Genomic DNA, 22,324 nt, shown 5'->3' with positions numbered 1-22,324 from the left:
CGTCGAACGTGACATCGCCATGTGAGCATTTCCTGCTCGTTTAGGGGACTTTCGATGGTACTCCAAGTCGCGGTCCAGATGGACCATATCAAATCGATCCGGATCGGCGGCGACACGACCTTCGCGCTTTGCCTTGAAGCGCAGAAGCGCGGCCACGTTCTCTTCCACTACACGCCCGACCGGATCAGCCTGCGCGACGGCGTCGTGTCGGCGCGTATCGAGGACCTCAGCGTCCGCGATGTCGAAGGCGACCACTTCACCCTTGGTGAGCCGATCCGCCGCGACCTGTCGGAGATGGATGTGGTGTTGCTCCGCCAGGATCCGCCCTTCGACATGAACTACATCACGACAACGCATATGCTCGAGCGCATCCATCCGCAGACGCTCGTTGTCAACGATCCCGCCTGGGTGCGCAACAGTCCCGAAAAGATCTTCGTCACCGAGTTTCCGGATTTGATGCCGGAGACCCTGATCACCAAGGATCCTCAGGAGATCGTCGCCTTCCGCAAGGAGTTCGGCGACATCATCCTCAAGCCGCTCTATGGCAATGGCGGCGCCGGCGTATTCCACCTTGCCGATGGTGACCGCAATCTCACCTCGCTGCTCGAAATGTTCGGCCAGATGTTCCGCGAGCCGATCATCGCCCAGCGCTACCTGAAGGACGTGCGGGCCGGCGACAAGCGCATCATTCTTATCGATGGCGAACCCGTGGGCGCAATCAACCGTGTCCCGTCGGATAGCGATGCGCGATCCAACATGCATGTCGGCGGCCGGGCTGAGAAAACGGAACTCACCGAGCGCGAACGCGAGATCTGCGCGCGCATCGGACCGGCTTTGCGTGAACGCGGCTTTATTCTCGTCGGCATCGACGTGATCGGCGACTACATGACCGAGATCAATGTGACCTCCCCGACGGGCGTACGCGAGGTGAAGCGTTTCGGCGGCGCCGACATTGCCGCGCTGTTCTGGGATGCGGTCGAGGCCAAACGCGATTAAGGCTCCCCGCCTGAACCGTTCACTTAATGTTCTTGTGATGTGGGATGAAATGTGCTGATGTTGCGTTATTGCACTCAGCTCTTTTCATGCCCGCATTTTCAAGGACGAAATCATGGTCACCCGCATTCGGACGGTCGCCTTCCAGGGTATCGATGCGCAGCCCGTCGATGTGCAGGTCATGATCGCGCCCGGCAAGATGGGCATGCATATTGTCGGCCTCCCGGATAAGGCTGTCGCTGAAAGCCGTGAGCGGGTCCAAGCCGCCTTGCATGCATCCGGGTTGTCGATGCCGGTGAAGAAGGTGACCGTCAATCTCGCGCCGGCGGACCTTCCCAAGGAAGGCAGTCACTACGATCTTCCCATCGCCGTGGGGTTGATGGCCGGGCTCGGCGCCATCCCCGCCGATGTGCTGCAATCCTATGTCGTCCTTGGCGAACTCTCGCTCGACGGCACCATCACGCATGTGGCGGGGGTTCTCCCTGCGGCCATCGCCGCCAACCGCCAGGACCGGGGGCTGATATGCCCGGCCCCGTGTGGACCTGAGGCCGCCTGGGCAGGACCCGAAATCGATATCCTTGCGCCGCGCAGCCTCATTGCCCTCGCCAACCATTTTCGCGGCACACAGGTTCTCTCCCGGCCCGAGCCGGCCATGCAGACGAGCGCGACCGGCCTGCCCGATCTTGCAGACATCCGCGGACAGGAAAGCGCCAGGCGCGCGCTCGAAGTCGCGGCGGCTGGAGGGCACAATCTCCTGATGGCCGGGCCGCCTGGTTCCGGCAAATCCATGCTGGCGCAACGGCTCCCGTCGATCCTGCCGCCGCTCCTGCCGCGCGAACTGCTGGACGTGTCGATGATCGCGTCGATCGCCGGCGAACTTCTCGGCGGCAAGCTTACCGACCGGCGTCCGTTCCGCGCCCCGCATCACTCAGCCTCTATGGCGGCGATGGTCGGAGGCGGCGTCCGTGCCCGGCCCGGTGAGGTCTCGCTCGCCCATCACGGCGTTCTCTTCCTCGATGAGTTCCCGGAATTCACGCCGCAGGTCCTCGATTCGCTGCGCCAGCCCCTGGAGACCGGCGAATGCCTGATCGCGCGCGCCAACCACCGCATCGTCTATCCGGCACAGATCCAGCTGGTAGCGGCGATGAATCCCTGCCGTTGCGGCATGGCGGGCGAGCCCGGCCATCAATGTGCGCGTGGCCCGCGCTGCCGCCAGGACTATCAGGCGCGTCTTTCCGGGCCGCTGCTCGACCGCATCGACATCAGGATCGACGTGCCTTCAGTGAGCGCGAGCGATCTCATCCGCCCGGCTGCGTCGGAAGCGAGCGTCACAGTGGCGGCGCGGGTCGCACGGGCGCGCGCCGTTCAAAAGCGGCGCTACGAAGAACTCGGCGCTCCCTCGATCACGACGAATGCGCATTCCTCCGTCGCGCTTATCGAAACGGTCGCCGCACCCGATGCTTCCGGCATGGCGCTGCTGCACCAGGCAAGCGAGCAGATGCGATTCTCGGCCCGCGCCTATCACCGTGTGCTGAAGGTTGCGCGCACGCTGGCCGACCTAGACGGCCAGGAAACGGTCGGGCGCATTCACCTTGCCGAAGCAATCTCCTATCGCATGATCGCCGACAGGATGGGCGAGCCAGCGTGAGATCGAGGCAGAATTGCTGAGGGTAGCCAGGTAGCGTCTTGCCTGCGTCAGCACGAAAGATGCGGAAACGTTTATCAGGCGCGACCGCCGCGCCTTTCTGGTGCGAGAATCCTAGGTAAGGACGGCGCAAATGAAAACTGCCGGACCCTTGGTCCGGCAGTTCGAGTTTCGCGGACTCGCCCGGTTACTGGACCGAACCGACGAGGATGTTGGACGGAGCTTCGATGCTGACCCAGCGCCCGGTATTGTTGGTCGCCTGGCGCTTCAGGTAGGTGTACTCGGTCTCCGACCAGTTCTTCACACCGTCAACGAGGTTATCGAGAACGAAATCACCCTTGTCGGTGCGCACGGTCAGGACTGCATGACCCTCGCCATCAGGCTTGCGGACAACGGTGATCAGCAGATTGGCGGGCGAGATGCCCTGCTGCATCAGGTCGCGGCGCTTCAGGAGCACATAGTCTTCGCAATCGCCGACCTTGTCCGGATAGGCCCAGTATTCCTCGACCCCGTAAATTTCCTTGTCGGTGAGCGGTTTGATCTTCTGGTTCACGTCGCTGTTGACGTTGACGATCAACTGCCAGAAATCGTGGCTCATCTTTTCGGGCATGATATTGCGGCTACGGATCGAGCATTCTTCCGGCATACGCTTGCACAACTCGTAATGACCGATTGGTTGTGAGGTGAGGCCACCGGTGGTCATGAACGCTTCAGACGCCGAGGCGGAGTTTGCCCCAAATGCGGCCGTGAAGAGCGCTGCCGCGATCCCCATCGACTTCAAAACCCGCCCCATTCCGAACATGCCCTACTCCACACCAGCAGCCTTCGTTAACAAAACGTTAATGGCCGGACGGGACATGAGTCAATCACAATGGCGCCACGGTCTTGCCATTGTTAATATATGGTTAAAATTTGAGAAGCCGCCTATCCCCACGTTCGATTGATATGCGCCGACGTGGAATTGCTGCGAAACTCTATGACTTCCGAAGCAACATACCTTGTGGGCGAAGCCCGAAGCCGCTGCTCAAACCACTGAAAAACAACAATTATTTCTCGCACTCTTTCCGTGGAACAGACTAATCGATCTGTGTCTCCACTGCCTGAGGCTAGACCGAAGGTTCTAGCCCGCCGCGCGCTTGCCGATCGGCGTAACGTTGCTCGTCCGGCGGTTCACGCGTGCGTGATCGTTAACGAATTTGACGATTCGTGGTGCAATTTCGGCACGGAAGCGCGAACCGTTGAACACGCCGTAGTGCCCAACCTTCGGCTGCAGGTAATGCATGCGCATCTCTTTGGGGATATTCACGCAGAGGGTCTGAGCTGCCTTGGTCTGACCTACGCCGGAGATATCGTCATTTTCGCCTTCCACCGTAAGCAGCGCCACATTGCGAATGGCGGATGGATCGACAAGGATGCCGCGGTGGGTCATCTCGCCCTTTGGCAGGGCGTGACGGACGAATACGGTATCGACGGTCTGCAGGTAGAACTCGGCCGTCAAATCCATCACCGCCATATATTCATCGTAGAATTCGCGGTGCTTGTCTGCCGAGTCGCCATCCTCCTTCACGAGATGCATGAAGAATTCCTTGTGCGCCGTGATATGGCGGTCGAGATTCATGCTCATGAAGCCTGAAAGCTGCAGGAAACCGGGATAGACCTCACGCATAAAGCCCGCATGCGGCCAGGGAACCGACATGACGACATTGTCGCGGAACCAGTCGATGCCCTTTTCCTCGGCGAGTTTGTTGACCACCGTCGGATTCTTGCGGGTATCGATTGGCCCACCCATCAGCGTCATGCTCGAAGGCGCGAAACGGTCGCCATTGGCTTCCATGACCGAAACGGCGGCAAGCACCGGTACGGAAGGCTGGCACACCGCAACCACGTGCGTATCTTCGCCCAACGCATGGAACATCTCGATGACGTAATCGATATAGTCGTCGAGATCGAACTTGCCGTCAGTGAGCGAAACGGTGCGGGCGTCCACCCAATCGGTGATATAGACCTCCGCATGCGGCAGAAGCGCTTCGACGGTACCGCGCAGCAGCGTCGCATAGTGGCCGGACATGGGCGCAACAATCAGGATCCTCGGATCGGCGGCACGCTTTGCCGGCAGGGCGCGCTTGAAATGGATGAGGTTGCAGAACGGCTTCTTCCAGACGATCTTCTCTTTGACGTCGGTCTCAACTCCGTCAACCACCGTGGTAGGCAGGCCGAATGCCGGCTTGCCGTAGGCACGGGTGGTGCGCTCGAAGAGCTCACACATCGCCGCGATGGAGCGCCCGACTACCGTCTGGGACAATGGATTGAGCGGGTTATCGTAGAACAGCTTGGTGGCATCGGCGAAAGCCCTGTAAGGCTGAAGCGCGGCATGGTTGAGTTCATAAAGTTGGTAAAACATTCCACTTTCCGATCAATCACCACAGCTGCAATTCAAGAACAATGACGCCCACATATGAAAATGTTCTTGACGGGTCAGTGACCGTAGCTGGTTTTACCGCTATTGCAATGCAACAAAGGTATGAGAGAACAGAAAAATGTTCGCATCGAAAGGCGCAGCCGCAGTTAGCCGGCTTCGGCGCCTTCGACCAGCAGCATCTCACCCTCGGCGACTGTCAGGCGGATAGCCTTGGCAGCTTGGTATTCCGGCGAATTATAGCAATCGAGCGCGGCCTGGAGCGAGGGAAACTCGATGACAACGTTGCGTCCGCGCGCCTGCCCTTCGAGCACGTGATGGGCGCCGCCGCGCGCCAGGAAATTGGCGCCATATTTCTCGAACGCAGGTTTCGCTGTGGCGATATAATCCTTGTAGCGTTCTGGGTCTTTTACATCCATCCGCGCGATCCAGTATCCCTTGGGCATTTTCTCGCTCCTTTGATGTCCAATTATGCCTTGGCCATTTCAGCCAGAATCTCTTCCGCTGCCGCACGGCGATCGCCCGCGCCGACAATGGGGCGGCTGACCACAAGGTGGCTCGCCCCGGCGCGCAGGGCGTCTGCCGGCGCCATCACACGCTTCTGATCGCCTGCGGCGGAACCTGCCGGGCGAATGCCCGGCGTGACGATGGCAAGCTTTGGGCCGACGACCTTGCGCACAGCCTCGGCCTCCGGCGCCGCGCAAACGATCCCGCCCATGCCGGCGTTGAATGCCTGTTCGGCCCGGATCAGCACCAGCGTGTGCGGGTCGTGCTCATAGCCAGCATCGACGAGATCCTGCTGGTCCATCGAGGTCAACACTGTCACGCCGAGCAAGCAAAGGTCGGATCCCCGTGCTGCCTCGACGGCGGCCCGCATGGCTTTCGGATAGGCATGCAGCGTCAGCATCGACACGCCCATTTTAACGATATTCTCAACGGCCTTCGCCACCGTGTTGTCGATGTCGAGAAGTTTCATGTCGAGAAAGACTTTCTTGCCGGAACGGGCAAGTTCGCTGGCCAGACCAAGCCCGCCGGCGAAGGCGAGCTGATAGCCGATCTTGTAGTATGAAACCGTATCGCCGAGTTCGCTGATCACCTCTTCGGCGACGTCGAGCGTCGGCACGTCAAGGCCGACGATCAGGCGCTCGCGCAAAGCCGCATCCGTCATGACAATCATCCTTTTTCTTTGATCGCATCCCATTGGCACAGATGCAGCCGATTGAAAACAGATATTGCCGCGAGCGGCCGCAAAACGCCGACTATGCGCGGGATTTGGCAAAGCGCGTATGGTCGATCAACGATTGGCAGACCCGTTCCATCGACTTTGCCGTGCGCTCGTTGCGAAACGATCCATCCTCGGCGAAGGCTTCATGGGCATGGATCACCGAGCATTGTTCCGTGATGATCTGCGTCCCGACATTCATCAGGACCGACCGCAAATGATAGAGCCCGCGCGCACCGCCGAAATTGCCCTCGGATGAAGAGCAAAGTCCAACGACCTTGCCGGAATAGGGCCTGAGCGGCTTGTCGCCATCCTTCGAAATACGGCTGACCCAGTCGATGGTATTCTTGAGAAGCGGCGGAATGGAAGAATTGTACTCGGGCGAGGCAATCAGCATGCCATCATGAGCCGCAAAGAGCCGGCCAAGTTTCATGGCATTGTCAGGAATTCCCTGTTTCTCTTCGAGATCCTCATCCATCAACGGCAGGGGATAATCGAAAAGCGCAATAAGCGTCACATCGGCGCCGAGTTCGGCCAATGTCTTGACCGCAGCGTTTGCTACCTTCTTGCTGTAGGCACCCGTACGGTTCGACCCGGCGAACACCAGAATCTTCGGCAGCATTCAAACCCTCTATATCGAAATGGCAGCGCAGGGCAATTAAGCTGAGTCAATCGACCCTGCGGTAGACCCAGAGCCGTGCCGGGGGCACGTTGCGGATGATGAAATCGAGATGCTCAATCTTGTAGTTGCCGCGCCCGGCAGGCACCGGCGAAAGCGGCCCATAGGTAATCTGGACGACGGGCCGCCCGTGCGGAATACGCCGCAGCAGATCCTCGACGATGGCAACGCGGTCACTTACGGGGAAATTCAAGAGTGGAACCGCAGAGATGACGCTGTCGAATTTCTGGTCGCGCTTCTCGCCCAGCGTGGTGTCGAGATCGAACGCATCGCCTTCGATGATGTTGACGCCAGGGAAATCCTCGCGCAGATGCTCGGCAAAATCCGACGAATATTCGACGCTATAAAGGTTGGTCGGGGCGACGCCGCGATTGAGAATGGCCCGGGTGATTACCCCGGTGCCGGGGCCGAGTTCGAGCACGGGAAGCCCGGAATGCGGATTGACGACGCTCGCCATGCGCCGGGCGGTGATCGAACTCGTTGGAAGAATCGAACCCACCGCCTTGGGACCATGCATCCAACCCTTGAAGAACCGGATTTCCTCGCCGAACTTCTCGGCCAGTTTCTTCCCCAAAGGTCTCGACATGCTCATCCTCCGTCGCAGTTAGACAAGTTTATGCCGCAACACGTGACGGAAGCAAGGCCGCCAACGGGAAAAGATCCAATAAAACTACTCGCTTAGACTTTCGAAGAACTCTTTCATGCGGGCAAAGAAGCCTGACGATTGCGGGCTGTTATCCTGAGATGAAATGCGCTCGAACTCTTCGAGCAACTCGCGCTGGCGCTTGTTGAGATTCTGCGGCGTTTCAATGGCCATCTGGATGTAGAGATCGCCCATGGCAGGCTGGCGCAGCACCGGCATGCCCTTGCCCTTAAGGCGGAACTGCTTGGCATTTTGCGTACCATCGGGAATCTTGACCCGCGTCTGCGTACCGTCCAGCGTCGCAACTTCGATCTGCCCGCCAAGCGCGGCAGTCGTCATCGAAATCGGCACCTTGCAATAGAGATCGGCACCGTCGCGCTGGAAAAACTCATGCGGCTTCAGCGAGAGGAAAATATAAAGATCGCCCGCCGGTCCGCCGCGCAATCCGGCTTCGCCCTCGCCGGTCAGGCGAATGCGGGTGCCATCCTCGATGCCGGCTGGAATGTTGACGGAAAGCGCGCGTTCTTCGGTAACGCGGCCCTGGCCCGAGCATTTGGTGCATGGATCCTTGATGATCTGGCCACGGCCATGGCATGTCGGGCAGGTGCGCTCGATCGAGAAGAACCCTTGAGCAGCGCGCACGCGGCCAGAACCGCTGCAGGTGCTGCAGGTGACGGGCGACGTGCCGACTTTTGCACCGGTACCCGAGCATTCGTCGCAGGTGATCGAGGTTGGAACGCGGATTTGCGCCGTCTTGCCGGTATAGGCCTCCTCAAGTGTGATCTCCATATTGTAGCGCAAATCGGCGCCACGCTCGCGCCCGCCGGAGCGGCGCTGGCGTCCACCGCCCATCATCTCGCCAAAAATATCTTCGAAAATATCGGCAAAACCACCGGCGCCGCCGAAGCCACCACCGCCATTCATGCCGCCATGCTCGAAGGCCGCATGACCGAAGCGGTCGTAGGCTGCCCGCTTCTGCGGGTCCTTCAGGGTCTCGTAGGCCTCGCCAATTTCCTTGAATCGGTGTTCGGCGGCTGCGTCTCCCGGATTCTTGTCGGGGTGAAATTGCATTGCCAGCTTACGGAAAGCGCTCTTGAGCTCTTTCTCATCAGCGCCTTTCGTGACGCCGAGGGTTTCGTAATAGTCAGCCTTCATCCAGACACTCGTTCCGTGAAAATCGCGTACGCTTCTTTAAGAAGCTTGTTTAATGCCGGTATTTAGGTGTTCGCCGCCATGAATGCCATAGCCAACTTACATTGATTCGCAAGAAATGCCGCATATTCGCGGATTATCGCGGGAATGTGGCGGGATCTCCCCCTTGCTTTTTGATTTTCTTCGCAAGGGCGAGAAAGCCCGGCGCAATGGCCGGGCTCGTCTCGTTTCATTCACAAGAGTTTCGCCGCGTCGCAATGGCGCGTTGAAATCAACGGAGAGGCCGGCCGTCGAGCTTTCCGGAATCGGCGAGCCCCCCACCCGCGCCTCCGGCAGACGAGGTCGAGCCTCCGGAGGTCGAGGGCGGCGTGGGTGCCACGGAAGGCGTCGGAACTGCGTTTGATGCGGTCGTCGGGGCGGCCGAAACGTCTGTCGCGCCAAGCAACTCGAGCTCTGCAATCGAGACGTCGTTGGTTCCGGTGAACTCCAGCCGATACTTGGCGTAGGAAGCCGGCGCCTTCAGCGCGAACGGACGGGTCTGCCGGCGCCACGCGAAGCCCTGGCCTTCGCGGGTGTCGAGCGTGACCCACACCAAACCGTCATTCGAACCTTTCAGTATCCATCCCGTCGGGTCCTTCGTCGCATCAGTCGATGACGACAGGGTGTAGAGCGATACGGCATCGAGCATTGTCGGCGCTTTTTTCGCCGCCTCGATCCAGCCCGCGCCTTTACTGGTCCATGCGGTGCCGGAAGTACGATCGAAAATGGCATCCTTTTTATCTACTGTACTCGCGGTGACGTCGTAGTTGCCGACCGGCAACAGCGATTTCAGCGGGTTCGGAACCTTGCTGTCCTGGGTGATCGACGTCGGGAGGTCGTTGGTGCCGGTACCCCATTGGGAAGGGTTAGGCCCCATGACGAAGTCGAGCGTCGCGCCATCAACAAGTTCGGAATGCAACAGGTAGTTACGTGTAAGATCCTTGCCGTTTAGCTTCATGCTTTGGACGTAGCGGTTGGAAGAACTGACATTCGGTGCTTTGACCACGATCTTCTTGCCGCTTTCCAGGGTTACCGTCATTTCCTTGAAATAGGGCGCACCGATCGCGTATTCGGGGCGTCCCATGCTGACGGGATAGATGCCCATGGAACTCAACAGGTACCACGACGATTGCTCACCATTGTCCTCGTCGCCAATATAGCCTTCACCTGTCGAATTGCCGTTGGCGTCGAAACCGGAGAAGTAGAGCTTGTCCATGACATCGCGCAGGTACTTTTGTCCGCTCGAAGGAGAACCTGCGAAATTGTACATGTAGATGGAGTGATGGACCGTCTGGTTGGAATGCTGGTATTCGCCGACATTGGCAAGTTCATGGACCTTGGCGGCCTCCTTGACCTCATGGATCGCAAAGCCGTAGCTGCCGCCGTCCATGCCCGGAGCAGTCGTAAAGAACTTGTCCAGTTTGGCCTTCAGCTTGTCACGACCGCCATAGAGATTGGCCAGACCCTGGCCATCTTGCGGCGCCAGGAAGGCGTAGGACCATGCATTGCCTTCCGTGTAACCGTAACCCCAGCTCTGGGGCGTGCTTGGTCCCGAGGCCCAGTTGCCGGCTTGATCCTTGGTGCGGAACCAGCCGTTCGCCCACGTTCCTGTCGACGTCCCATCGAACAGATTGGCATAGTTGATCGCCCGGTTGGAAAAATAGGCGTAGTCATCGTCTTTCTTGAGCACTTTCGCCATCTGGCCGATGCCGAAGTCGTTCAAGTCGGCTTCCAGCGACCATGCAACGTGGCCGGGAGCCGGATCGTTGATGTACACTTCCTTAGGCGTGTAGCCGTAGAAAATGGACTTATCCATGCCCTTGCGCCCCTTGGCGCTGTCAGGGCTGTAGGTCGTCGCATTCCGCAACATCGACGCATACGCCGCGTCGACGTCGAAATTGCGCACGCCCTTCATATAGGCATCGGCGATGATGATATCCGAACTCGTGGCCACCATGCTGTCATTGTAGCCTGGTCCAGACCAGCGGGTGACCCAGCCACCATCCTTGTAACCATTGACGAAGCCGTCGATCATCTGTCCGGCCTGCGTCGGTATCAGCAGCGAATAGAGCGGCCAGTTCGTCCGATAGGTGTCCCAGAAGCCGTTATTGACCCAGATCTTCCCATCCTTTTGCGTCGAGGGGCTGGTGTAAGGGCTCATATAAATGGGCTTGCCGGTCCCCTTTTCCTTTTCCCAAGCGGAGTTGGGGTAAAGGAATGCGCGATACATATTGGAATAAAGAATCGTCTTTTGGTCAGCCGTTGCATTCTTGACGCGTATTTGACCAAGCTTTTTCAACCATGCAGCCTCGGCGAGATCCTTGATCTGGTCGAAGGATTTGCCGCCGATTTCGTCCTCAAGATTGGCTTTGGCTTGATCCACGCTAATGAAAGACGTGGCGATTCTCATGCCGACCGACTTATTGCCCGTCGTATCGAACTGAACCCACGACGTGTCTCCATATACGGTCTTTGATTTCGTAACGGGAGCATCGAATACCGCATAGAAATACATTTGCGGCGAGCCGTGGTTCGTATAACCCGATATCGCACCGGTGGCCGAATCATATGAAAACGCACCGCTGGCGGTCAACGTATCGAAGAGAAGCGTTACGACCTTTTTATCCGCCGGGACGTTAAAGCGGAAATAAGCCGCGTGGTCGGTCGGCGTTATCTCGGTCCTGGTGCCATTGTTAAAGATCAGGCTGTAATAGTGCGCCTGAGCGATCTCGTTCTTGCGGTCGAATTTCTGGGCTGCTGAGGCGAGGCTAGTCACCGTCTCGTTGTCGATCGGTATGATACCCAGGGATTGCCTGTTGCCGATCCACGGACTCGGCTCATGGACGACCGCGAACGCCCGAACGGTGTCGATCAGACTGCCGTTTTCCCCGGTCTTGAACTGATAAAACCAGTTTGAATCGCTCTGATTGACGGGGCTCCACATGTTGAACCCGAACGGCACTGCTGTAGCGGGGAACGTGTTGCCGCGGGTGAAGTCGCCGCTCGATTGGGCGCCGCGCATCGTGTTCACGTATTCCGCGAGGTTCTGGCCGGTAAGATCCCCGATCTTCATCTTGATGTCGCCAATGCCCTTGTCATAGCCTGCCACGCGGTCCTGCAGGGGCTTGCTATTGCTCTTGAGCGCCGACAACAATGCACCGATACTGTCATCGATGCCGGCCACGTCGTTGACTGTTGCGTTTGCGGGCAGTTCCCGGATGGATTTCAGGATGCCGTCACCTTTGGCAAGACTGTCGGCAATGCTGGTTTTCTCGCTGGCAATATTGTCACCGAGCTTGGCAAGGTCCTTTAGGTGATCGTCTATCGCGGCGACATCTTCGGCCGACATTTCCTGCTTGTTGGCTTTTTCGGTGAGGGCTTTTACGGCCGCTATCCGGTCGGTCATCGTGCCGAGCGTCGCGATCGTCGGCGGTATCTTGCCGAGTTCAGCCTGCAGATCCGCGATGTGCGGCTGCATGGTCTCAAGCTTCACGGTCTTGACGATCTGCGACAGCGACGACAGCGCGCCCTGCAACTCTTTGACGCTTGTGGTCGTGGCTGCCGTTCCAGTCTTCAAGTCATCGAGTTGCTTGGAAAGGGCAGCGATCGTCGTCACGGAGGTCGATTGCTGCGTCTTCACATCGCCGATCTGCTTTGCAAGATCAGCGAGCGACGCAGTGGTCGTCTTACCGCCTGCTTGCAGTTCGCTGATCTGGCGAGCCAGTTCGGCCAGCGAATTCGCATTCTTCTCACTGGTATTCTTTTGATCGTTGAGCTGATCGGCAAGCGCACTCGTCGCAGCGTCGGCGACTTTGTCCGCTTTTTGCAGGTTACCTACCTCCGATGACAACCCGGCAATCTCCGTCGAAGCCTTGAGGTTGGCGTCCTTCAGCGCGCTTACCTCGGCAGCAAGCGCGGACAACCCGACTGCAACGTCCGAGGCACCTTGATTGGCAGCTTTAAGCTCGCCGACCTGTGCTGTCAGTGCAGCGTTGGTGTTGTTCAGCGTCTCGATCTGGGAAGTGAATGTGCCCTGATCGTTCCCGGTGGTGGCCTTGTCGTCGCCGTTGTTGCAGCCAGCGAGCATCGTGCACCCAAGAAGGGCGGTGATAAATGTCTTTCTCAAAATGACTTTCCTCCGATGATTCAACAATGAATCCTGCTGAAATAACTTGGAGGGCAAGGGTCCGAAATACGGGCCCCGGTTCGATTGCCCCTCCCAGTAGCAATTCAACCGATTGAATAGGCGTGATAGTCCTATTCTCCTCGGCTCTCAATTGAGCGAAAGTCTAACCCGGCAAACAAAAAGCCCGGCACGAAGGCCGGGCTTTTCCGTGTGTTCTTTAGAAGGCGTCAGGCAGACTTCTTCTTGCCGTCCTCGTCGATCTCTTCGAAATCGGCGTCGACCACATCGTCGTCGGCCTTGGCCGTTGCCTCGGCGCCCGCGGCGCCTTCAGCTGCTTCCGCAGCCTGCGAGGCTTCGTACATTGCCTGGCCAAGCTTCATCGAAGCTTCGGCAAGAGTCTGGGTCTTTGCCTTGATGACTTCGGCGTCATCGCCTTCGATTACAGATTTCAGATCGGCAAGCGCGGTCTCGATGGCGCCCTTGTCCTCAGCCGAAACCTTGTCGCCATAGTCCTTCAGCGACTTTTCGGTTGAATGGACCAGAGCTTCCGCCTGGTTCTTCGCCTCGACAGCCTCGCGACGCTTCTTGTCGCTCTCGGCATTGGCTTCGGCGTCCTTCACCATCTTCTCGATGTCAGCGTCGGAGAGACCACCGGATGCCTGGATGCGGATCTGGTGCTCCTTGCCGGTGCCCTTGTCCTTGGCCGAAACATTGACGATGCCGTTGGCGTCGATGTCGAACGTGACCTCGATCTGCGGAACGCCGCGCGGCGCTGGCGGAATGCCAACGAGATCGAACTGGCCAAGCGCCTTGTTGTCGGCAGCCATTTCGCGCTCGCCCTGGAAGACGCGGATCGTCACGGCGGACTGATTGTCCTCGGCCGTGGAGAAAGTCTGCGACTTCTTCGTCGGGATCGTCGTGTTGCGCTCGATCAGACGGGTGAAAACACCGCCCAGCGTTTCTATGCCGAGCGAAAGCGGCGTGACGTCGAGCAGGAGCACGTCCTTGACGTCGCCTTGGAGAACACCGGCCTGAATGGCGGCGCCCATTGCGACCACTTCGTCCGGATTGACGCCCTTATGGGGTTCCTTGCCGAAGAAGGCTTTGACGATTTCCTGGATCTTCGGCATGCGGGTCATGCCGCCGACGAGAACCACTTCATCGATCTCACCAGCCTTGAGGCCGGCATCCTTGAGCGCGGACTTGCAGGGCTCGACCGTGCGCTGGACCAGATCGTCGACGAGGCTTTCGAACTTGGCGCGCGACAGCTTCATCGTCAGATGCTTCGGACCCGTCGCATCGGCGGTGATGAACGGCAGGTTGATTTCCGTCTGCTGTGCCGAGGAAAGTTCGATCTTCGCCTTTTCGGCAGCTTCCTTGAGGCGCTGCAGGGCGAGTTTGTCGTTCTTCAGGTCGATGCCCTGTTCCTTCTTGAACTCGGCCGCGAAATATTCGACCAGACGCATGTCGAAGTCTTCACCGCCGAGGAACGTATCGCCATTGGTCGACTTCACTTCGAAGACGCCGTCGCCGATCTCGAGAATCGACACGTCGAACGTGCCGCCGCCAAGATCGTATACGGCAATCGTCTTGCCTTCCTTCTTGTCAAGCCCATAAGCGAGAGCGGCCGCAGTCGGCTCGTTGATGATGCGCAGGACTTCGAGACCGGCGATCTTGCCGGCATCCTTGGTCGCCTGACGCTGGGCATCGTTGAAGTAGGCCGGAACCGTGATGACGGCTTTCTCGACCTTCTCGCCGAGATAGGCTTCGGCGGTTTCCTTCATCTTCTGCAGGACCATCGCGGAAATCTGCGACGGCGAATATTTCTTGCCATGGACTTCAACCCAGGCATCGCCATTGTCGCCCTTCACAATGTGATAGGGGACGAGCTTCTTGTCCTTTTCGACGGTCGGATCGTCGAAGCGACGGCCGATGAGGCGCTTGACCGCAAAGACGGTGCCTTCCGGATTGGTGACAGCCTGGCGCTTGGCCGGCTGGCCAACGAGGCGTTCGTCGCTATCCGTAAATGCAACGATGGATGGCGTCGTGCGTGCGCCTTCCGCATTTTCAATGACCTTCGCGTTCTTGCCATCCATGACGGCGACGCAGGAATTGGTCGTTCCCAAATCAATACCGATAACTTTTGCCATTACTTCATCTCCATTCAGCAGGCTGCTGGGACCTCTGCCGAGCATTCCATTCAGCAGCCCCTAGGGGGTTTCAACAATAGGGGACCGCCGAGGCGAGCGGTACTTACATTGTTGGGGGCTATATAAGAAGGGTAAATTTGCCATGCAAGTTCTAAGCTACAGCATTTGTCGGGGGAATTGTTGCAAAAGAGTCGTAAAAACCGGGTCTGGGGCGCTCTATTGCCCAAATCCGGCGATGACCCCATATTTCGAGGATGACCGAAAGCGCGCTCCACCCCCATATTCCCGAGCATCGCCGCAGCCAATTGATCAACATGTTGCACACCTGGCTGCTGCTCGCAGGCAGCCTTGCGCTCCTAATCGCCTGTGCCTGGACCCTGGCAGGGCCGGCAGGCATTGCCTATGCCCTCGTCTTCGGCGGCATCAGCCTTTATGCGATCAGGCGCATCAGCCCGCAAATGGTGCTTGCCATGTACAAGGCGCGGCCCGTCACCCGTTCGGAATTTCCGCAAGGATTGGCAATCGTCGAGGAACTCGCCCGCCGGGCCGAACTTGCAGCCGTGCCGAAGCTCCACGTCATCCCCTCGAGGATGATGAACGCCTTTGCCGTGGGCTCCAGAGAAACGGCGGTCGTCGCTGTTACCGATCAGTTGGTCAGGACCCTGACCGCGCGCGAACTTACCGGCGTTCTCGCGCACGAAATAAGCCATATCCGCAATGAAGATTTGCGGGTCATGGCGCTTGCCGACACGGTCTCCCGCTTCACGTCGCTGATGTCGACGATCGGCATTGTCTCGCTGCTTTTCAATATTGCCTGGCTCGCCAGCGGATCGACGCCGCAGATACCCTGGCTTGGGGTTCTGGTGCTGCTGGTGGCTCCGACGGTCGGCGGCCTCCTGCAAATGGCGCTTTCGCGCACCCGCGAATTTAATGCCGATCTCGGTGCCGCCATGCTCACCGGCGATCCTGAAGGCCTCGCCCATGCGCTGACGAAGCTCGAAAAGGCGCAAGGCAAGGTTTGGGAAAGCCTGATCCTGCCCGGCGGGCGCATACCCGATCCTTCGGTCCTGCGCACGCACCCGCTGACCGAGGCCCGCGTCGCACGGCTGCTGGCCTTGAAGGATGCGTGCGCCGTTGTGGCGCGCGGCGAAAGGATGCCGGACGACATTCTCATCAAACTGGCGCTTGAGCCGCAGGAGCATATTCGCACCCGCCCGCGATCAGTCCCGCAGATTGGCCAGCAATATGGCCGCTGGAACTCCAACAACCTTGAGATCCTGTCACTCATCAATACGCAGGCGACGCATCCGGTCGTCGCCGCCAAGGATGCCGACTGCGAGGCCTGCGCTGCAAGCCTTTATACGCCGGACGGCGAACCGCGAGTCCATGTGACCCGCGGCGGGGTCTATTGGTAGGTACCTCCCCCAAAATAAACTCTGCTTTTGCTGAAAAAACATCCAGACCGCGACGTTGGTTCAATTGTCACCACGGTTTTCATCTGCTGAATTTGCCTTTTCATAGGGGAATTCAAATGAACTTAAAAATACTTTACCTTTTTCCACTTTTAGCCCTCGCTGCCTGCGACAATTCCGATAACCCGGCCCCGGCAGGTGCAGCACTTCCCGCCGAAGTATCCTCGGCTGGAACCTTTGAGGCATCGCCTCCGGCAGCGCCGCCAGAAACCACTGAAGCAGTCTCGCCGGAACCCGCTGCACCGGTGGCGCTGATCCCCCCGGACGTGGCGGTCGACCCAGGCGCCGCCGCTCGGCTGAAGGCCGCAGAATTGATGAAGGCAGGCAGGCCCTACGAGGCCGTGGAAGCCCTGAAAGGAGCGGGTCTCGACGAAGAAGCCTATGCGCTGATTGCACCGGCGGATTATGCATTCCACCAAAAGGACCATCCTGCAAGCGAGGCAATGCCGGCGGACGAAGCGCCGTCATCGAAGCGTCATTCAATGACGATCAATGGCAAGACGGTCTGGTTTACCGCCAAGGCCGGTCACTATATCGCCTATGCGCCGAAGGACCCAAAAAACCCTGACAAGAAAGACGCGAAAGCTGCGATTTTCTATGTATCCTATACGCGGGATGACCTGCCTCCTGAAAACCGCCCCGTCACTTTCTTCTTCAATGGTGGACCAGGGTTTCCCGCGCTGTTTTTGCATGCTGCTTCGTGGGCACCGAAACGCCTCAAAATGGACACGCCCAATCTTCCGAAACTTAAAAAAGACCTGAAATTTCCGCTTATCGACACCGCGGATACGCTGCTCGACCAGAGCGATCTGGTCTTCGTCGATCCCGTCGGCACAGGTTTTTCCAAGGCGATCGCTCCGCACAAGAAAGAAGAATTCTACGCCCCCACCCCCGACGCCGCGATAGTTCGCGACTTCGTAGCACGCTACGTCAACAAGAACAGCCGGCAGAGTTCGCCCAAATACCTCTATGGCGAATCCTGGGGTGGATCGCGGGTCGCCTATGCCGGCTCGCTCATAGAAGACGCTGGTACCAGTCTTTACGAGCCCGATCCTTCCGGCAGACCGACGAAACTGCTCACCGGCATCGTCTTTCACTCGCCATCGCTAACGGGCGACGAATGCAAGTTGTTCAATATTCCCGATTGCTATTTGACCTTGCCCACCAAAGCCATGGCGGTCGATTATTTTCTGGGTCCAGCGAAGAGCTGGCGCGGCAAACGCACCCTGGAAGAATATGCCGACTATCTGCGCGTGTTCTTCGCGGAACGCTTCGCCCCCACATTCGTGCAGTACAATAAGAAGGAAAAAGTACCGGGAACTGGAGGAAAGAGCGGCTTGCCACTTGCCTATCAGCCTAAGACTCCTGAGGTACTTGCTTTGGCGGAGTCAACATTGACCGAACTGCGGAATATTTTCGGCGATCCTTCCCTGAAGGTGGAAGAAGCGTTCTCAAACTATGGCGATATACCCGTCAGAGTCCCAGGACTCGGCGGAGGCCTTTACGACATGCGAACGAAGGCCGACGATTACGACGTAAACCTCTTTGAAGTATCGATCTTCGGTAATTACCTCGATACTATGCTTCCGGCATACGTCAATTACTTCACCGAAAGTAAATATGTCACGAACATTTGCGAGTGTGTATTCGATGATACGGGTTCCAAAGGTGCCAGTATGTTCAGTTATAAAGATCATTTAAGGGGCGGTGTCGTTGAAATAGCGCAGGCACTCAAGCTCGATCCCAAATTGAAGATGCTTGTCATTCATGGCTACTACGACGTAGTAACGACATTCCTAGAAACCGAGTCGCAATTGAAATATGCCGGGCTCGACAAGATCGTACCAGTGAAAACATTCGAGGGAGGGCACATGATGTACTATACAGAGGCGGCGCGAGGACCGATGAAGAAAGCGCTGGACGAGTTCTACATGGCGCAACCAGCAACGAGCGTAGCACTGGGAAATTAGAACTCGGGCCCAAGCGGCAAGCAAGATGAAGACCGGCGGCGCGACCGCCGGTTTTATTAGAGGTTCCGTATCTCAAACCGTTTCCCAGGCCCCACTCTTATCGAATGCATGCAGCGCGCCGAAACGTTCAGCTACGGCGCGCGGCGAAAAGATGCCGGACGACATTCTCGTCAAACTGGCGCTTGACTCGCAGGAGCATATTCGCACCCGCCCGCGATCAGTCCCGCAGATTGGCCAGCAATAGGGACGCTGGAACTCCAACAACCTTGAGATCCTGTCACTCATCAATACGCAGGCGACGCATTCGGTTGTCGCCGACAAGGATGGACCTGCGAGGCTTGCGCTGTAAGCCTTTATACGCCGGACGGCGACCCGCGAGTCCATGTCACCCGCAGCGGTCTATTGGTAGGTTAGAGAACCTTCCCTAAATAGCTTACTCTTTTGCCTAAAAAACATTCAGATCGAGACTTTGGTCGAATTGTCATCACATATTTCATCTGCTGAATTCACCCATTCATAGGGGAATTCAAATGAACCTAAAAATACTTTACCTTTTTCCACTTTTAGCCCTCGCTGCCTGCGACAATTCCCATAACCCGGCCCCGGCAGGTGCAGCGCTTCCCGCCGAAGTATCCTCGGCTGGAACCTTTGAGGCATCGCCTCCAGAAACCGCTGAAGCGGGTGCGGCGGCAACCACTATCATGGTGGTGCCGGAAACAGCTGTAGCGGCGGTCCCGGAAACAACTAAAGCAACGCCGGAAACAACCGTTGCGGCGGTCCCCGAAACAACTGTAGCGGTGGAGCCGGAAACGAGTAAAGCAGTGGCACCGGAAACAACGAAAGCGGTGGAGCTGGAAGCAACTGGAAGGGGTGTTCCGCAAGCCACTTCAACGCGAGCCCCGGAAACAACTAAAGTGGTGGCGCCGGAAGCCACTGGAAGGGGGACGCCGGACGCCACGCGAGCGGGTGTGCTGTCAGCCCCTAGAGCAGGGGCGCCGGAAGTATCTAAAGCGGTGGCGCCGGAAACGGCTGTAGAGGTGGTGCCTGAAGTCACCGAACCGGTGCAGCCGGTTCCCCCGTCCGTAACTGTCGATCCCGGCGCCACCGCCCGGCTGCAGGCCGCAGAATTGATGAAGGCGGGCAAGCCCTACGAGGCCGCAAGCGTCCTGAAAGAAGCGGGGCTTGACGAAGAGGCTTATGCGCTGATTGCTCCGGCGGACTATGCATTCCATCAAAAGGACCATCCTGCGACCGCGACGGCGCCGGTCGACGAAACGCCATCCTCGATGCGTCACTCGATGACGATCGATGGCAAGACGGTCTGGTTTACCGCCAAGGCCGGTCACTATATCGCCTATGCGCCGAAGGACCCCAAAAACCCAGACAAGAAAGACGCGAAGGCGGCGATTTTCTATATGTCCTATACGCGGGACGACCTGCCTCCTGAAAACCGCCCTGTCACTTTTTTCTTCAACGGTGGGCCCGGTTCTTCCTCTGTGTATTTGCATACTGCTTCATGGGCCCCGCAACGCCTTAAAGTAGACACGCCCAATATTCCAAAACTTGCCAAGGACCTGAAATTTCCGCTTATCGACAATGCAGAGACACTGCTCGACCATACGGATCTTGTCTTTGTCGACCCTGTCGGCACGGGGCTATCCAAAGCAATCGCGCCGCACAAGAATGAAGAATTCTACGTCGCCGACACGGACGCAGCTATAGTTCGGGACTTTGTAGCACGCTACGTCAACACGAACAGCCGGCAGAGTTCGCCCAAATATCTGTACGGCGAATCCTGGGGCGGTTCGCGCATCGCCTTTGCCAGCGCGCTCATGGAAGACGCTGGCATCAGTCTTTACGAGCCTGATCCTTCCGGCAGACCGACAAAGGTGCTCACGGGCCTGGTCTTCAACTCGCCGCTTCTGAACGGGAGTTCATGCTACCTGTTCAATTTGTCCGGTGGATGCTATCTAACCTTACCAACCAGAGCCTTTACGGTCGATTATTTGCTGGGTCCAGCGAAGAGCTGGCGCGGCAAACGCACCCTGGAAGAATATGCCGACTATCTGCGCAAATTCTCCGAGGAACGCTTCGCGCCTACATATGTGAAGTACAACGAAAAGGTTCAAGAACCTGGAACTGGAGGAAAGAGCGGCAAGCCGCTGGCCTACAAGCCAAAGACGCCTGAGGTACTTGCTTTGGTGGAGTCAACACTGACCGAACTGCGGAATATTTTTGGCGATCCTTCGATGACGGCAGATGAAGCGTTCACGAAGTACGGCGATATATCCATCAAAGTACCTGGGTTCGGCAGCGGGGTCTACGACACGCGGTTGAAAGCGGATGACTATGACGTTAACCTCTTTGAAGAGACGATTTTCGGCGACCACATCAGTTCGAGATTGCCGACATATCTCAATTATTTTACCGAGGGTAAATACCTCACAAATTGCGGCTGTAAATTTAATATGAAACGCAACCCGGGCGGCGTGGTCGAAATAACGCAGGCGCTCACGCACGACCCCAAATTGAAGATGCTGGTGCTTCATGGCTACTACGACATGTCGACGCCTTTTTTCGGTAGCGAGTCAACGTTGAAACAGGCCAAGCTCGACAAAATCATACCCGTGAAACTATTCGAGGGTGGGCACATGACGTACTATACGGAGGCGGCGCGGGGACCGATGAAGAAAGAGCTGGACGCGTTCTACATGGCGCAACCAGCAACGACCGTTGCCTCAAAAAATTAGAACGCGGGCCCAAGCGGCAAGCAAAGATGAAAACCGGCGGAGAGACCGCCGGTTTTTTATTGAAAGTCGCCAAAATCTTAAACCGTTTCCCAGGCCCCGCTCTTATCGGCGCGATAGATCGCATCGATGAGCTTCTGGTTGCGCACCGAATCCTCCAGCGTGAAGATTTGGGCCTTCTCACCCTTGGCGGCGCGGGCGAAGGCCTCGACCTCCAGACGGTAGTGGTTCACATCGCTGAAGTTGAACTCGGTCGCGCTGCTATGGTTGGCATTATCCAGCGTGATCTTGGCATGATCGTATTTGCCGGTGTTGAACGGCGCCAGGACCTCGATAAACCCCTTGTCGCCGTGGAATACGATCGACTGACGGGCGGCGAGTTGCGTGGCGACGTAGAAAGTGAGTTCGAACCCGTCAAAATCGGCCCGGACGCTGGCATAGCGATCGGTGCCGAATTCGGGATCGCGCTCGACGCTCGCGGCGACACGCAAGGGCTCCTTGCCGGTAACGAATCGGGTCGCGACCGTCGGATAGACGCCGATATCGGGCAGGGCGCCGCCGCCGAGCGACACCTGATTGCGCATATTGTTGGCGTCCTTGTTGAAATAGGTGAATGCCGCCTGCACCTGGCGCAGCGTACCGATGGCGCCGTCGGCGACAAGCTCTCGCACCTTCAGCCATTGCGGATGATAGGTGACCATGAAGGCCTCCGAAATCAAAACGGCATTCTTGTCGCGCGCGGCCAGCAGCGCATCGATTTCACCGGCATTGAGCGAAATGGGCTTCTCACACAGGACGTGCTTGCCGGCCTCGGCGGCTTTCAGCGACCATTCGACGTGCTGGGACGTCGGCAGTGGGATATAAACGCCGTCGATTTCGCTGGACGCGAGCATATCCTCATAGGAGCCGAATGCATGTGGCGCGCCAAAACGATCGGCAACCGCGCGCGCCCTGGCAAGATCGCGGCTGGCAATCCCGGCGAGTACACCGTTTTCCGCGTCGCAAATTGCCGGAATGACGGCTGTCACTCCGATCTTGGCAGTTGATAAAACACCCCAGCGGAACATGAC

General features: G+C 58.0%; 15 protein-coding genes. 5 read left to right on the top strand and 10 right to left on the bottom strand.

The window, feature by feature from the left end:
• The first annotated feature begins 54 nt into the window (after window positions 1–54).
• Both gshB and HQ945_RS16085 read left to right on the top strand, forming a co-directional pair.
• Window positions 55–996: a glutathione synthase gene (gene gshB, locus HQ945_RS16090; protein ID WP_091920639.1), complete on the top strand. Its 942-nt coding sequence runs from the start codon at window positions 55–57 to the stop codon at window positions 994–996.
• Between the two features lie 112 nt (window positions 997–1,108).
• Complete coding sequence (locus HQ945_RS16085) at window positions 1,109–2,641, top strand: YifB family Mg chelatase-like AAA ATPase (RefSeq protein WP_091920640.1); 1,533 nt, start codon at window positions 1,109–1,111, stop codon at window positions 2,639–2,641.
• A gap of 184 nt (window positions 2,642–2,825) precedes the next feature.
• Here the strand turns inward: HQ945_RS16085 and HQ945_RS16080 are convergent, their stop codons facing one another.
• The 9 genes from HQ945_RS16080 to dnaK form a co-directional block, all read right to left on the bottom strand.
• Entirely contained in the window at window positions 2,826–3,440 is a 615-nt protein-coding gene (locus HQ945_RS16080) for a transglutaminase-like cysteine peptidase (protein ID WP_027230869.1), read from the bottom strand.
• Between the two features lie 318 nt (window positions 3,441–3,758).
• Window positions 3,759–5,039: a polyhydroxyalkanoate depolymerase gene (locus HQ945_RS16075; RefSeq protein WP_091920642.1), complete on the bottom strand. Its 1,281-nt coding sequence runs from the start codon at window positions 5,037–5,039 to the stop codon at window positions 3,759–3,761.
• Window positions 5,040–5,203: 164 nt separating this feature from the next.
• Window positions 5,204–5,500 carry a DUF1330 domain-containing protein gene (locus HQ945_RS16070; RefSeq protein ID WP_113279890.1) on the bottom strand — a complete coding sequence of 99 codons (297 nt, stop codon included), beginning with the start codon at window positions 5,498–5,500 and terminating at the stop codon, window positions 5,204–5,206.
• 23 nt (window positions 5,501–5,523) lie between these two features.
• Window positions 5,524–6,222, bottom strand: a complete 699-nt coding sequence (gene pyrF / locus HQ945_RS16065; RefSeq protein ID WP_113280024.1) for an orotidine-5'-phosphate decarboxylase — start codon at window positions 6,220–6,222, stop codon at window positions 5,524–5,526.
• Between the two features lie 91 nt (window positions 6,223–6,313).
• Window positions 6,314–6,898 carry an NADPH-dependent FMN reductase gene (locus HQ945_RS16060; protein WP_113279891.1) on the bottom strand — a complete coding sequence of 195 codons (585 nt, stop codon included), beginning with the start codon at window positions 6,896–6,898 and terminating at the stop codon, window positions 6,314–6,316.
• Window positions 6,899–6,944: 46 nt separating this feature from the next.
• Window positions 6,945–7,541 (bottom strand): phospholipid N-methyltransferase PmtA, encoded by a 597-nt coding sequence (gene pmtA / locus HQ945_RS16055; RefSeq protein ID WP_113279892.1) that lies wholly within the window; start codon window positions 7,539–7,541, stop codon window positions 6,945–6,947.
• A gap of 84 nt (window positions 7,542–7,625) precedes the next feature.
• On the bottom strand, window positions 7,626–8,753 hold the full coding sequence (gene dnaJ / locus HQ945_RS16050) for a molecular chaperone DnaJ (protein WP_027230874.1): 1,128 nt from the start codon (window positions 8,751–8,753) through the stop codon (window positions 7,626–7,628).
• A gap of 268 nt (window positions 8,754–9,021) precedes the next feature.
• Window positions 9,022–12,915: a GH92 family glycosyl hydrolase gene (locus HQ945_RS16045; RefSeq protein ID WP_207719711.1), complete on the bottom strand. Its 3,894-nt coding sequence runs from the start codon at window positions 12,913–12,915 to the stop codon at window positions 9,022–9,024.
• A 227-nt stretch (window positions 12,916–13,142) separates the two neighbouring features.
• Entirely contained in the window at window positions 13,143–15,065 is a 1,923-nt protein-coding gene (gene dnaK, locus HQ945_RS16040) for a molecular chaperone DnaK (RefSeq protein WP_113279893.1), read from the bottom strand.
• A gap of 254 nt (window positions 15,066–15,319) precedes the next feature.
• On the opposite strand from dnaK, the gene HQ945_RS16035 reads away from it, so the two are divergent.
• The 3 genes from HQ945_RS16035 (at window position 15,320) to HQ945_RS16025 (ending at window position 21,257) form a co-directional block, all read left to right on the top strand.
• Window positions 15,320–16,480, top strand: a complete 1,161-nt coding sequence (locus HQ945_RS16035) for a zinc metalloprotease HtpX (RefSeq protein WP_113279894.1) — start codon at window positions 15,320–15,322, stop codon at window positions 16,478–16,480.
• On the top strand, window positions 16,474–18,507 hold the full coding sequence (locus tag HQ945_RS16030) for a S10 family serine carboxypeptidase-like protein (RefSeq protein WP_174208283.1): 2,034 nt from the start codon (window positions 16,474–16,476) through the stop codon (window positions 18,505–18,507). The genes HQ945_RS16035 and HQ945_RS16030 overlap by 7 nt, the downstream gene beginning before the upstream one ends.
• Before the next feature lie 530 nt (window positions 18,508–19,037).
• On the top strand, window positions 19,038–21,257 hold the full coding sequence (locus HQ945_RS16025) for a S10 family serine carboxypeptidase-like protein (protein ID WP_162737112.1): 2,220 nt from the start codon (window positions 19,038–19,040) through the stop codon (window positions 21,255–21,257).
• Window positions 21,258–21,334: 77 nt separating this feature from the next.
• On the opposite strand, the gene HQ945_RS16020 is transcribed toward HQ945_RS16025, so the two are convergent.
• On the bottom strand, window positions 21,335–22,321 hold the full coding sequence (locus HQ945_RS16020) for a Gfo/Idh/MocA family protein (RefSeq protein ID WP_174208282.1): 987 nt from the start codon (window positions 22,319–22,321) through the stop codon (window positions 21,335–21,337).
• Window positions 22,322–22,324 lie beyond the last annotated feature (3 nt).

The organism is Phyllobacterium pellucidum, assembly GCF_013327855.1.
Lineage (GTDB): Bacteria > Pseudomonadota > Alphaproteobacteria > Rhizobiales > Rhizobiaceae > Phyllobacterium > Phyllobacterium pellucidum.
Note: the sequence above shows the minus strand (reverse complement) of the source record. Positions and strands in the feature narration are given on the sequence as shown.

Excerpts from the sequence above, each read along its gene's own strand:
- gshB (WP_091920639.1), top strand. The coding sequence starts at position 55 with ATGGTACTCCAAGTCGCGGTCCAGATGGACCATATCAAATCGATCCGG.
- HQ945_RS16085 (WP_091920640.1), top strand. The coding sequence starts at position 1,109 with ATGGTCACCCGCATTCGGACGGTCGCCTTCCAGGGTATCGATGCGCAG.
- HQ945_RS16080 (WP_027230869.1), bottom strand. The coding sequence starts at position 3,440 with ATGTTCGGAATGGGGCGGGTTTTGAAGTCGATGGGGATCGCGGCAGCG.
- HQ945_RS16075 (WP_091920642.1), bottom strand. The coding sequence starts at position 5,039 with ATGTTTTACCAACTTTATGAACTCAACCATGCCGCGCTTCAGCCTTAC.
- HQ945_RS16070 (WP_113279890.1), bottom strand. The coding sequence starts at position 5,500 with ATGCCCAAGGGATACTGGATCGCGCGGATGGATGTAAAAGACCCAGAA.
- pyrF (WP_113280024.1), bottom strand. The coding sequence starts at position 6,222 with ATGACGGATGCGGCTTTGCGCGAGCGCCTGATCGTCGGCCTTGACGTG.
- HQ945_RS16060 (WP_113279891.1), bottom strand. The coding sequence starts at position 6,898 with ATGCTGCCGAAGATTCTGGTGTTCGCCGGGTCGAACCGTACGGGTGCC.
- pmtA (WP_113279892.1), bottom strand. The coding sequence starts at position 7,541 with ATGTCGAGACCTTTGGGGAAGAAACTGGCCGAGAAGTTCGGCGAGGAA.
- dnaJ (WP_027230874.1), bottom strand. The coding sequence starts at position 8,753 with ATGAAGGCTGACTATTACGAAACCCTCGGCGTCACGAAAGGCGCTGAT.
- dnaK (WP_113279893.1), bottom strand. The coding sequence starts at position 15,065 with ATGGCAAAAGTTATCGGTATTGATTTGGGAACGACCAATTCCTGCGTC.
- HQ945_RS16035 (WP_113279894.1), top strand. The coding sequence starts at position 15,320 with ATGACCGAAAGCGCGCTCCACCCCCATATTCCCGAGCATCGCCGCAGC.
- HQ945_RS16025 (WP_162737112.1), top strand. The coding sequence starts at position 19,038 with ATGAACCTAAAAATACTTTACCTTTTTCCACTTTTAGCCCTCGCTGCC.
- HQ945_RS16020 (WP_174208282.1), bottom strand. The coding sequence starts at position 22,321 with ATGTTCCGCTGGGGTGTTTTATCAACTGCCAAGATCGGAGTGACAGCC.